Origin of the sequence: Motilimonas cestriensis (genome assembly GCF_021295315.1) — a bacterium.
In the GTDB taxonomy this organism is placed as follows: domain Bacteria; phylum Pseudomonadota; class Gammaproteobacteria; order Enterobacterales; family CBDFNC01; genus Motilimonas; species Motilimonas cestriensis.
Genome location: NZ_JAIMJA010000026.1, coordinates 1 through 13,351, shown reverse-complemented (window position 1 = coordinate 13,351; position 13,351 = coordinate 1). Strand labels below are relative to the sequence as shown.

Sequence of the window (13,351 nt, the reverse complement as noted above, 5' to 3'; positions counted from 1 at the left end):
TGTGTCCTTACAAGGTTAATCCTTTTCTTGATAACGACCAGGTGACAATATCAAGTTAGGGTCTAAGACGCGTTTGATATCATTAACAACCTTGATATACGCAGGTGCTGCGGCGGGCAACATCCCCATCGCACGAGTTGATAAGCGATAGGGGAAATAGCCTTCGCTGGTTAACGCGCTAAACAAGGCATCGTGACAAGCCAGTGCTTGCTGCTCTTCCTCTGGGTTATCTCTGTCATAAGTTATGCAAATAACGCAATCAATACACCGCTCAGTCAGCAAGGTCATTGAAATCGCAGGCTCAAAACCGTATTCCAGAAGATACTTATAAACGAGATGCTCTAAGCGTGTTGCATGCTTGCCTGTCATCGGCGCGACGGGCGCCAACCATAGTAGTCCGCATCTATCGCGATCGGGATGCGCTTGGTCCATTTCAGGCGGCGGCGTTTTTTTCCGCCAGTAAGTGCTGGGAATAAAGGCATTGGTGGGAACCCCCTGTTTTAGCAGGTAAACAGGTATACTTTTATCAAGGGCTCCTTTTAAATCAAAACCGGTGATCATCTGATAGGGTTTTTGCACTAAACGCGCAAGCTTTAACAGCTTGTCATCGAGAAACTTGATGTTACGCGAAGGGATATTTGCTAACGCTTTTTTAATCTTTCTACGGGCAATAGCGACTTCAAGCCAAGTGCCATATAGGGCACCAGAAGCATTCCACTCTTTGGCATCTAGCTGCTTTAAACGTTGCGCCAGCCACTCTCGAGAAAGAGGCGCTGCGCCTTCCATTTCTTGCCAAGGATATTGATCAAAGGCAGAAACAACCTTATCACCATTCACTAAATGCATGGCACTTTTTAGCGTGCCATCAAGGCGTAGTGGCCGCAGAGCATCGACCATCGGACCAAAATCGTCTTTATCAACACTGCAAAAAAAAGCTTGAAAGTAGGCAGGTTTAGGCATCAACCACACTGTCATTTGTGTCACCACCGCAAAAGAAGATTGGCTAAAAAGACCGTCTAAATAAGGGCCAACCCCCCAATGATAAACCTCCGCGGCTTGCGCTTGTGGAAAACGGCCAAAACCCGTTTTAAAACGCTCACCATTGGCTAGCACTAACTCAAGACCACTAACACTACCAAAATGGTCTCCGTATGGCGTGTGACCAAAGCCCCGCTCCATGGTATTACCAATAATACTGCAGTCTTGTGAGGAGCCAGTGGCATCCATCCACATGTGACCACCTTGTTGCTGCAAAAAATCGTATAACTGCTTTTGTGTCACCCCTGGCTCTAACGTGACATAAGCCAAATCAGGATCAAATTTAACAATTTTTGTCATCCGACTTAAATCTAGAATGGTGCAACCGTCTGCGGTTGGCACCGCTGAGCCATAACCCCAATTTTTACCTGAACTAATGGGATAGATAGGATCTAAATGCTCGTTAGCCAGCTTAATTAATGCTTGCACTTGTTCTGTGGAATTGGGCAACAACACCGCTTTCACCTTAGTTGATGTTTCGTAAGTTGCTGTCTCATAAGGAAGTAGCTGTTCGGGCGAGGTTAAAGCATAAGCTTCTCCGACAATCGCGGCATACTTACCTAATAGTGCATCTTCCATTTTACTCCCCCAAGCCAGAACAGGTATTGTAGAGTGTAGTTAAGTTCTTTGCTTCGCGCCCCGCTAAAGATGTGAAAAGCCCTGTACTGAGTTATTCTAAATGGCGCACATCTTTAGCCAATCCTTTTTCCAAGTTCAAATGCAGTACTTTGAAGCCGGGTGACAAGTTACGTAAAAATAATATTGGGTTTATATAATAAGGCGCTCGCTTGCCGTGATACTCAACCGTAGGGCCAATTTGTTTAAATTTAATTCCCACAAAACGCATACTACGCGCTAGCCTCGGCTCCATCATTACAAAGCAGTGTTCGATATCACGGTTTATCACGATTGAGGCCGCACTTAAATAAAGTCCAATAGCAATAAAAGGAAAGCAGCGCAGCTCTTTTTCTGAGTAGGTTTCTTCATTCACGGCACCGGTCTCAGCCCCAGCAAACTTATCAGCATTACGACGTCGAAACGCAGCAGGGACAGCAAGACGAGATATTTCACAAATTTTAGTACGATCAAAATTGGCAGGGTTTAGGTGAGGATCGGTAATTGCACCTTGGCAAAATTTTTCTAAGGGTAGCTGTTGATCTGGTGTTTGCGGCGCGACCACACGGACACAACCCGCGTAGTGATGACTCGCCTTGTGCTCAATCACACAAAAAATAGAAAAGGGATCAAAATCATCTTGCTCCATACCATCGGGGCGAGATGGTTCAAAAGCCAACTCCTCACAATATACATTGTGACGAATTTTATGCACTTCATCGCGAAGGTGTTGCTCATGGGCGATAAGAGGTTTTAAGTATTCATCAAAGTGATGGGCGATTTCGTTAGCCTCACGGCTTGCTTTGTATGACACAACCTTACGTATTAAATAATTGATACCGGGTAAGTGAATAATTTTACGCTTAAGTTTGCCCATATATACTTCCATGCCTACAAAATACGGAACGGCTCAACTAGCTCAACTTGTCTCCCACCAAAGATTAACTACATAGCTTTGGGTTAGGTCTAACACGGTGTGTCAGCTTTTTTTACACTTAGCTAATTAATTCAATAGAAATAAAAAAAGCACCTAGCGAACTAGGTGCTTATCACTGTCTTAAGCTTGTTTTTTACGACGAATCTGTGAAAGGCCCAATAGACCTAAGCCAAATAATGCAATAGATGCAGGCTCTGGAACCTTAAGTGAAGCACTGACACTGGTATCGGTATTCGCACTAAAGGTATAAGTCCGTCCTGACACGAGCAGAGCAGAAGATTGAGCGGTGAAGCTGCCTGTTTTAACAGAGCCTAATGTTATACCTGTTGGCGTACGCGTTTCAGAGAAGCCTGCTGAAATTTCATCCGCAGTTATTTTAGCCGTTAACCGGAATGGGTCGGTTGATGAACCCGCTGCAGCGGCCGTACCGGGTGTCCAATCTAGAATGTCGCCAGCCGCAAGATCCGTCAGAATAAATGTTTGTGCGTAGTTTGCACCAGCAAACGCATCCATTGGCGTTTTAGGTGAAGTGGAAATATAGGTTTCCATATATGCGGTAGCATCAAACGCAATATTGAAGAAGGTTGTTGGCCCAGTATATGTAAACTTGATGGTACTGCTTAATGAGTTGGTCACCCCAGCAGCACCACTGCCGTCGTTAATTAGCTCAACTGTAGATTCGGCCCCTGTATTCGACCCTGAGGTTACTTCTGACACTAAAATATCGGGCGTACCAGCATCCCCATCATGGTCAAAAAAGTAGGTGCCGGCATCAATGACACCATTACCATTAATATCACGGTCGATTACCGAGCCCGCGATCAATGAATCAGAATAAGCTCGATTCACAGTTGGATCCCCTAACGTACTGCTAATAATCGAGGTATTAAAGTCATTATTAGCGACAGGGCAGCCAGTACCAACACATAGTGGCGCTAAATCAATGTTTGCATTGGGACCAAACGCGTCTGCTGTCACCTTAGGTGCAGCTGATAAAGCACCATTTAATTCTGCGGTTGCATTATTTACCTCGTTTTCAGCCGTTGAGGAAAGTAAATCAAAATCAAGAGAACTGAAATGTGAACCGTCATCTTTCAAGAATAATAGGTTCTTTAATTCTAAAGTAGCTGTAGAGAGGACCCCTTCAGCCTGTGCGGGAACTGAAAAGCCTGCTAATACCGCTCCCGCTAGGGCAACATTAAGTGCTGTTTTCTTAAACTTATCCATGGTGTACACCTCGTATGTTAGATGATTCAAAGGCGGTGCTGCTGCCTCTGAATCATAAGTTGCATACTTGGTGCCAGTTATTTTAAAGCTATTTATTTCATTCGGTTAGATTGTTTTTACGTGTTTAACAGCGCGCTAGGTATGGCATAGTGTAAAGGATCCTGACAGCGTAAATAGCTAAGAAGCAGTTTGCAAGTTAGCATCTATCATCGCGCGTAAAGCGCGTACTTCCATCTGTGCAGAAGCCTCCATTTCAGTTATCGATAACTCATCAAGCACTCGCTTAGCCTTGATATATTCATTGTTGCCGTAATATGCTTGAGCTAAGTGTAACAATTCGTTTTCCCCCCTTAATGCAGCAGGAATGCTCTCTAATAATGCAATCGCATCGGAATAGCGAGACTGAGCGACCAGTAACGCACTATAAGTATCAAGCACCTTATGATTACTTGGCTGATATTGGTAAGCCGTTTCTATCAAACTTAAGCCTTCACTGATCCTGCCACCTTGGTAACTGAGCCAAGCAAGATTATTTAAGGCGATGACATCATCTGGCTGTAAAGTAATAATATGTCGCCAAATAGACTTCGCTTGCTGCACCTCGCCTAAATGCCAAAGTAATTGGGCTTGTGTTTGTAGCAACATCAAGTTTTGTGGAAACTGTTTTAAACCCGACACGAGTGTTAATAAAGCTTTTTCTGGTTGGAGTGCGCGATAAATGTGCACCAAATCGAGCACTTGTTGCACCTGAAGGTCTTGTTGCATCTGCTGTTCAATTAACCGCTCCGCCCTTTGGTTTTCTCCCCGCGCGAGTGTTAGCTGTAGCAGCAAGCGGTTAAAAATGGCGGCCTGATCAGGAAAATTCGCTTTGGCTTGTCGTAACGCAACCTTAGCTTGAGACCAACGCTGTTGCTTAATCAGTAATCGCACATATAAAGCTTGATAGGCAGAACTTTCAACCAAGGGATATTGCTCTAAGATGGCTAACAGCTCAGCATATTGATTTTGCATTAACATCACCTGTGCCAGTGGTAATAGCATTGCCTCTGTTAACCCTTGAGCGTTAAGTAAATAGATGAAACTTTGCTCTGCCTGCGACCAATGCTGTAACTGCTGATGACTCATGGCCACTAAAAACTGCCATGTTTTACTTAGCTTCTCTTGGTTCGGCATCTCCATTAACAACGTTAACGCTGCATCAGGTTGTCGATGGAGCAGATATAAACGCGCTAACAATAACCTATTAGCGGCGGATAGCGACGCTGATAGTTGTTGAGATAACCGCCCTATCGCAAGTTCGATCTGCTGGTTTTTTAGATCGATTAATGTTGCTAATTTGAGTCCTTGCTGCGACTCAGGCTGCAGTTGTAGTAATCGCTCAGTAGTGGTTCGAGCTGCCATTATATTGCCACGGAAAAACTGCGAATGGGCCAAAAGGTACAATAACTCAGTTGATTTAGGCTGCTCTAAGATAGCGTGCTGCAGTAATTTTTGTGCCGCATCCCACTGCTGTTGCTTTAGTAATAAAACAACCTGCATTTGGTAACTTAACACCTTGTATTCAATATTATTAAATAGGTCCAAGGCGAGCTTTTCTGCTTGCGGCCACTTTGCTGCAGCGAGGTAAGCATTAAATAGCAATACTTGGCCGCTATCATTACCCTTGATGCCGTTTGATTCGCTTAGCGCTATTTCAAGGGACGTAATACCTGCTTCAAGCTCGCCGGACAGTAACTGGATAACACCTGTGTTTAATTCCCCTGATGCGCCAGTTTCAACCATACGCTGCGCTTGATGTAAAAGGCGTTGGCTCATTTCATTTTGACCGTGCTGCTGTAAGCCAGAAGAGAGTGAAAGGAGCAAGGGTAACTGATTAACATCATACCAATTAGCAGCGCTGGCAACCTCAGCAGATTGTTCAACTTGACCTAATTTGAACAACACATCCGCCATCAACTGTTGCACGATGTGATCTTTTGGCAATTGCTCCGCCGTACGAGCAAACTGATTGTAAGCTTGCTCCCAATTAGACAGATAGTAATGGCTTATGCCACTAATCAACCTTGCGCCAAAATGTTCCTGAATGAGGAGTAGCTTATCTGTTAGCGCAATAGCTTGAGTAAAGTTCTTATGCTGCAAGGCTAAATATGCCTGATTAAAGATGTGCTGTGGTTGCTTTTTATCTAAGCCTTCAACTTGATTGATATAGCGCTCAGCCAAATCAATTTCACCCATGGCAAAAGCAACATCAACAGCTAATAGATAGTAGCTAACACGGGTGGGAGCAAGCGATAGTAAGCGCGCTAAAATTTTTGCGCTATCATCATAATGCTTTAATGAATAAAGTGTTTTAGCTTGCAACCATAAGCTTCGTTGATCGGTTGGGTTTAGCGTTAGCGCTTTTTCCAGCCAAGGCAAGGCCTGATCTAACTGTCGCTGCGCCAATAAATAATAAGCTTGAGCTAAGTAAAAATCTCGCGAATCGGGAGCAACCTTAGCCAAGGTTTCAAGGTATTGCTCTGCCTTAGCCAATGGCTCTAACACTAAGGCCGCTTCTACTTTCAACATAAGTAGCTCGGCTTGCTCTTCGTAGGGTACTTTTTCATTGACGGTAAGGACTAACACATCGGCATATTTCCCTTGCCAGCTATATGCCTGAGCTAAAGGTGGTAATGCTGCGGCCAAGCCAAGCGCTTTCGCCACTCGCAGCTCTTTTATCGCATTATCAAGTTGAAATTGTTGTAGATATAACTGGCCTAACTTCAGCCGAGCATCGCCCTGCTTGCCATCTTGCTGAATACTTTGTTTTAGGTGATAGGCCGCAGCGGCCCAGTCTTGTTGCTGTAAATACTGCTCAGCAAGCGCCTTATGCTCCGCTGTGGATGGCCCACCGCAAGCAGTAAGCAATAGCGCGCCAAGGCACAGGGAAATGCGAAAAAAACCTTTGCTGATCATTTTTAATAAACAGCCCACGCTATTTACCTTATCGGTTGCATGTCAAAGCTGGCCTTATCTGCACCACAATCGGGGCAGGTCCAGTGTTCAGGGATCTCAGACCACAAAGTCCCTGCAGGGATCCCTTCTTCAGGCAACCCTCTTAGTTCGTCATAAACAAATCCACAGATCTGACAACGCCATCGCCGCATTAATTTCTCCATAATGACTGATATCTTCCCTCAACCATTTTAGAAAAGATATGCTAAGCATAGCTGGCAAATTTACAGATATAAAAAAAGCCGCAAAAAGCGGCTTAAAAATGATGTCGACTTGATTTAGTCACGATTATGCGTCTGGATTGTAACCTAAGTTAGGCCCTAGCCAACGCTCTGCTTCTACTAGCGTCATGCCTTTGCGCTTGGCATAGTCTTCAACTTGATCTTGCTGAATTTGCGCCACCGCAAAATACTTACTCTCTGGGTGCGAGAAATACCAACCCGACACGGCAGCTCCCGGCCACATAGCATAGCTTTCTGTCAGCTTCATACCGATCTCAGCTTCAACATTAAGCAGCTTCCAAATCTCGCCCTTTTCGGTATGCTCAGGACAAGCAGGATAGCCCGGCGCAGGACGAATACCTTGATATTTTTCACGAATTAAATCGTCGTTATCTAAGTTTTCATCCGGAGCATAAGCCCAAATTTCTTTACGCACCTTTTTATGCAGTAGCTCAGCAAAGCCTTCAGCTAAACGATCGCATACCGCCGACATCATAATGGCGTTGTAGTCGTCGTGATTGGCTTTATATGCCTCGATTAAGTCAGATTCACCAATACCACCGGTTACCGCAAAGGCGCCAATGTAATCGGCCTTACCTGAGGTTTTCGGTGCGACAAAGTCTGATAAACAATTGTTAGCATAGCCTTTGCCTTTTTTTGTTTGCTGGCGCAAGCCACAAAGGTTGGTGAGTACTTCAGTGCGAGACTCATCGGTATACACCTCTAAATCATCACCGACTCGGTTAGCTGGGAAGATACCGATAATCCCCGCCGCTTGCACTTTACCTGACGCTTCTAGCTCATCAAGCATGTCGTTAGCATCTTTTAACAGACGCTTAGCCTCTTCACCGACAATCTCATCGTTAAGAATGCGTGGATATTTTCCTGCTAACGACCACGTTAAGAAGAAAGGCGTCCAATCAATATACTCACGAATCTCTTTGATAGAGTAATTTTCAAATTTATGGATACCCGGTTTGAGCGGTGCTGGCGGAGTGTAGGCATCCCAATCTAACTGTAAACCATTGGCACGCGCGGCCTCTAGCGTCACCGGCGGGGTACGAGGCTTTTTACGTGCGTGTTGCTCTCGCACAGTGTCGTAGTCTTTATTTAAACGCTCGATAAAGGCGGGTTTACCGTCTTCACTGAGTAAGGTTTGACAGACGCCAACCGCGCGCGAGGCATTGGAAACATACACGACTGGGTGATCGTAGTTTTGCTCAATTTTTACTGCGGTATGAGCTTTTGATGTGGTGGCACCACCGATTAACAGCGGAATGGTAAAGCCTTGACGTTGCATTTCTTTGGCCACGTACACCATCTCATCTAGCGATGGTGTGATCAGGCCAGATAAGCCTATTAAGTCGGCGTTTTCTTCTTTGGCCACCTTTAAGATTTTATCGCACGACACCATCACACCAAGGTCGATAATTTCATAGTTATTACATTGCAGTACCACTCCGACGATGTTTTTACCGATGTCGTGCACGTCGCCTTTTACCGTCGCCATCACCACCTTGCCCGCAGTTTGCGTGCCTTCGCCTTTTTCGGCTTCGATAAAGGGCTGTAAGTAGGCCACAGCGCGTTTCATTACTCGCGCCGATTTAACCACTTGTGGTAAGAACATTTTACCGGCGCCAAATAAGTCACCCACCACGTTCATGCCATCCATTAATGGACCTTCAATGACGTGAAGTGGACGTGCTGCTGCCGCACGCGCTTCTTCGGTGTCGTCTTCAATAAATTCCGTGATACCTTTGACGAGTGCATGCTCTAGACGTTTATTAACAGGCCAACTGCGCCATTCTGCTACTTTAGGGTCTTCAACCTCAGCATCAGTACCCGCATATTTAGCCGCGATATCCAATAACTCTTCCGTGGCGCCAGGGTGCTTATTAAGCACGACCGCTTCCACTTTTTCTTTTAGCTCGGCGGGGATGTCATCGTAAATAGCCAATTGGCCCGCGTTAACGATCCCCATGTCCATGCCATTTTTAATACAGTAATACAGGAACACGGCATGGATAGCTTCACGCACCGGGTTATTACCGCGGAACGAGAAAGATACGTTAGAGACACCACCTGAAATCATGGCGTGTGGTAGGTTTTCTTTGATGTCTTTAACCGCATTGATAAAGTCTACGGCGTAGTTATTGTGCTCTTCGATACCGGTAGCCACGGCGAAGATGTTCGGATCGAAAATAATGTCTTCCGGCGGAAAGCCAACTTCGTCGACCAAAATACGGTATGACTTTTCGCAAATTTCGAATTTACGCTCGCGAGTGTCAGCTTGGCCTAATTCATCAAATGCCATTACGATCACGGCGGCACCATACCGACGGATAAGCTTAGCTTGGTTGATAAAGTTTTCTTTACCTTCCTTCATGCTGATGGAGTTAACGATACCTTTACCTTGCACACATTTCAGGCCAGCTTCTAAGATTTCCCATTTCGATGAGTCAATCATGATCGGCACTTTAGAAATGTCTGGCTCGGTGGCACAAAGGTGGAGGAATTTTTCCATGCAGTGCAGCGAATCCAACATGCCTTCATCCATGTTGATATCGATAATTTGCGCACCAGCTTCTACTTGCTGTTGTGCTACCTCTAATGCAACGTCGTATTGTTCTTCTTTAATTAGACGCTTAAAACGGGCGGAGCCGGTCACGTTGGTACGCTCACCAACGTTTTGGAATAAGGTATCTGCGTTAATGTTAAGTGGCTCAAGACCACTTAGGCGACATGCCACTTCAATGGTTGGCAACTGACGAGGTTTGACCCCCTCTACAGCATCAGCCATGGCTTTAATATGCGCTGGCGTGGTGCCACAACAACCACCCACCAAGTTTAAAAAGCCTTGTTCAGCCCATTCTTTAATATGCTCTGCCATTTCTTCAGCATCGAGGTCATATTCACCAAAGGCATTAGGTAATCCTGCATTCGGATGGGCAGAAACATAAGTTTCACAGATGCGTGATAGCTCTTGTACATAGGTGCGCAGCTCATCTGGGCCAAGCGCACAGTTCAAACCAAAAGAAAGTGGCTTAACGTGACGCATGGAGTTGTAGAAAGCTTCGGTGGTTTGACCCGATAAGGTACGGCCAGAGGCGTCGGTGATAGTGCCCGAAATCATCACGGGCAATACGATACCCATTTCTTCAAATACAGTTTCTACTGCAAAGGAAGCGGCTTTGGCGTTCAAGGTATCGAAGATGGTTTCAATCAAAATAATGTCGGCGCCACCATCAATCAACGCTTTAGTTGATTCTTTATAAGCTTCAACCAGTTGATCGAACGTGACATTACGAAAACTGGGATCGTTTACATCAGGCGAGATAGAAGCGGTGCGGTTAGTTGGGCCTAATACACCGGCAACAAATCTTGGATTATCTGGATCTTCTGCTGTTTTTTCATCGGCAACGCGACGCGCAATCTTGGCTGCTTCAAAGTTAATCTCAGCAGACAAAGATTCCATTTCGTAATCCGCCATCGCAATGGTGGTGGCGTTAAACGTATTGGTTTCTAAAATATGGGCACCGGCATCCAAGTAAGCTTTATGAATGTCAGCAATCATTTGCGGCTGGCTCAGTACTAGTAAGTCGTTGTTACCTTTTACATCGCAGTGCCAATCGGCAAAGCGCTCGCCGCGATAGTCGGCTTCTTCCAATTTATAAGATTGGATTTCTGTACCCATACCACCATCAATCAACAAAATACGTTTTGCTAATTGCGCTTCCAATAATTGCTTTTTGTTTTCCATTGCTTCTACTGCCTGTAACGCGTACAAAATTTACGCGAGTTTATCATATTTTGGACTGAGATAAGACGTTACGATGACCTAACATATAACGATTAAATCAGTAGCTTTATTCTATTTGCCACACCAACAACTATTATTCTGTGCGGCCAAGCTGATCTAAATCATACGGCGTTTGTTGATAGACGCAGTAATTTAACCAGTTACTGTACAAAAGGTTACCGTGGCTACGCCAACTGGCCCTAGGCGTTTGTGTTTCATCGTCGTTGGGGTAGTAGTTAATCGGTAACTTCGGCGCCAAGCCTTCATTCTGATCGCGAACATATTCATCATGTAAGGTATCAAAATCATATTCTGGATGGCCGGTGATATAGACTTGACGACAATCAGTGGTGGCCGCTAAATAAACGCCAGCCTCTGCGGAGTTAGCAAAAATATTCAAGTCGGTTTGTGCTGCTATTTGTTCGGGACAAAATTTGGCATAACGCGATAAAGGCGCTTGAAAGAAATCATCAAAACCACGTACTAGTGGGTGTTGTTGATTAAAGGTTTGATGCTCAAACACGCCCGAGTGCTTCTGCTCATGACTTTGCTTTTTCAATCCATATATAACGTTTAGTGCCGCTTGTGCGGCCCAACAAAGAAATAGCGTAGAGGTAACGTTATGTTTCGACCACTCAACTATTTCTACAAATTTATCCCAGTAATAGACATCCTCAAAGGGCACGGTACCCAGCGGGGCACCGGTAATGATAAAGCCATCCCATTTTTGCGATTTTACCCGATCAAAATCTTGATAAAATTCATCGAGATGTTCCTTTGGTGTATTTTTTGAGGCGCGGGCATCAACGCGGACTAACTCAACATCAACCTGTAATGGTGTATTTGACAACAGCCGCATCAATTGAGTCTCGGTCTCAATCTTCTTGGGCATTAGGTTTAAGATCAATACTTTAAGGGGTCTTATATCTTGATGCATCGCCTTCGATTCAGGCATGACAAAAATATTTTCAGATCTTAACACGTCAACTGCCGGCAAGGCGTCAGGGATACGGATGGGCATGGTTATCTCCAAAAATGTCTAGACTTCCAGAAGTCTACATAAAAGAAGTTAGCTTGTCAGCTAGGAGTTGCGATATGCTAAAGTTATAAGACTATCTTTAATGCCAAGGATGATATGGCTGAATTAAAAATCTCGGTGAATCGATTACAACTCGGTAATTATGTGAAGCTGCCTGTTAATTGGGGTAACCACCCATTTTTATTCAGTAATTTTAAGATTAAGTCGCAAGATCAAATTGATGTGATACGTAACCTTGGACTTAAGCATGTCACTATTGTGCCTGAAAAGTCAGATAACCTCCCACTAGCCGCCAACACTCCTATTTCGGTACTTTCTCATGAAGAAGAAGATGCTGTACTCGCATTGCAAAAGCAGCTATGGCAGGACAAGCAGGACCGTATTGAAGAACTAAAAAATTATCGACGCCAGCTACAAAAATGTGAAAAAGAGTTCACTAAAAGCATGTCGCAAGTTAGATCCGTGATGGGGAAAATACTTAGCCGCCCCCTCAATGCAATTAATGATGCGGTAGAATTAATTGAGACCATGGCAGAATCGCTAATGAATGCGGAAAATACCGTATTACATTTAATGGGAGAATCAAAAGAAACCGAGGCGCTCTATTATCATTCTTTGAATGTGAGCGTGCTCAGCATGATGTTAGGCAAAGCCTCAGGCTGTACCTTAGAAGAAATAAAAATGCTTGGCTTAGGCTCTTTGTTTCATGATATCGGAACCATCAAGCTTCCCTCTAAAATCGTTCGAAGAGCCACGCCATTAACTAACGCAGAAGAAAATCTTTATAAAATGCATTGTAAGTATGCAATTGATTTACTGAAGCTGGTTGAAGATTTTCCCGAGCAAGCCAAAACAATCATATTACAACACCATGAATGTGCCGACGGAAGTGGCTATCCAGCCGGACTAAAGCTTAATGAAATTAATGAATTGGCTCAGATCGTTGCAGTAGTAAATCGCTATGACAACATTTGCCACCCAACCAATATTAAACACGCAAAAATACCCTACCAAGCATTGTCTATTCTTTTTAAGCAGCAAGCAAAATTGTTTAACAAAGACTATTTAGGCCGATTAATTAAACTATTAGGTATTTATCCACCAGGTAGTGTGGTTCAACTATCAAATGGCCAAGTAGGCATGGTAATGTCAGTTGCCTCGGATCGTTTATTATTTCCCAAGGTACTAGTGTTTGATCCTGCTGTACCAAGAACAGAAGCGCCGATTATTGACCTCGAAGAAGCTGAGTTGACCATTGAAAAAGTGATTAAGCCACAAAGCCTACCGCCCTCGGTGCATGAGTACCTTAACCCTAGGGTGAGAACCAGCTATTATTTTGAGCATGATAAAAAATAAACCACTTTCGAGTGGTTTTTTTGTGTCTTGTACGATGGGAATTATTTTTCTGCAGACGTAAAAAAGCCCGACTCTTTCGAATCGGGCTTTCTACTGCTCATAATGAGCCTAATTGGCGCTTGGCG

At 44.5% G+C, this 13,351-nt stretch carries 8 protein-coding genes; 1 reads left to right on the top strand and 7 read right to left on the bottom strand.

What is annotated here, in order from left to right:
- Positions 1-15: 15 nt before the first annotated feature.
- The 7 genes from K6Y31_RS18905 to metA all read right to left on the bottom strand — a co-directional run bounded on the left by K6Y31_RS18905 (position 16) and on the right by metA (position 11,852).
- The gene (locus K6Y31_RS18905; RefSeq protein WP_233054586.1) at positions 16-1,617 is read right to left on the bottom strand and encodes an FAD-binding oxidoreductase; all 1,602 of its coding nucleotides are present in this window, start codon (positions 1,615-1,617) and stop codon (positions 16-18) included.
- Between the two features lie 91 nt (positions 1,618-1,708).
- Positions 1,709-2,530 (bottom strand): PEP-CTERM/exosortase system-associated acyltransferase, encoded by an 822-nt coding sequence (locus K6Y31_RS18900; protein WP_233054584.1) that lies wholly within the window; start codon positions 2,528-2,530, stop codon positions 1,709-1,711.
- Between the two features lie 180 nt (positions 2,531-2,710).
- Positions 2,711-3,817 (bottom strand): EDSAP-1 family PEP-CTERM protein, encoded by a 1,107-nt coding sequence (locus K6Y31_RS18895; protein ID WP_233054582.1) that lies wholly within the window; start codon positions 3,815-3,817, stop codon positions 2,711-2,713.
- Between the two features lie 177 nt (positions 3,818-3,994).
- Complete coding sequence (gene prsT, locus K6Y31_RS18890; RefSeq protein WP_233054580.1) at positions 3,995-6,790, bottom strand: XrtA/PEP-CTERM system TPR-repeat protein PrsT; 2,796 nt, start codon at positions 6,788-6,790, stop codon at positions 3,995-3,997.
- A gap of 5 nt (positions 6,791-6,795) precedes the next feature.
- Positions 6,796-6,963, bottom strand: a complete 168-nt coding sequence (locus K6Y31_RS18885) for a rubredoxin (protein WP_233054579.1) — start codon at positions 6,961-6,963, stop codon at positions 6,796-6,798.
- Positions 6,964-7,099: 136 nt separating this feature from the next.
- Positions 7,100-10,792 (bottom strand): methionine synthase, encoded by a 3,693-nt coding sequence (gene metH / locus K6Y31_RS18880; protein ID WP_233054577.1) that lies wholly within the window; start codon positions 10,790-10,792, stop codon positions 7,100-7,102.
- A gap of 133 nt (positions 10,793-10,925) precedes the next feature.
- Positions 10,926-11,852, bottom strand: a complete 927-nt coding sequence (metA, locus tag K6Y31_RS18875; RefSeq protein WP_233054575.1) for a homoserine O-acetyltransferase MetA — start codon at positions 11,850-11,852, stop codon at positions 10,926-10,928.
- A 114-nt stretch (positions 11,853-11,966) separates the two neighbouring features.
- Here metA and K6Y31_RS18870 point away from each other — a divergent pair, with 114 nt between their 5' ends.
- A complete protein-coding gene (locus K6Y31_RS18870) occupies positions 11,967-13,226 on the top strand; it encodes an HD-GYP domain-containing protein (protein WP_233054574.1) in 1,260 nt (419 codons plus the stop codon).
- The last annotated feature ends 125 nt before the right edge of the window (positions 13,227-13,351 follow it).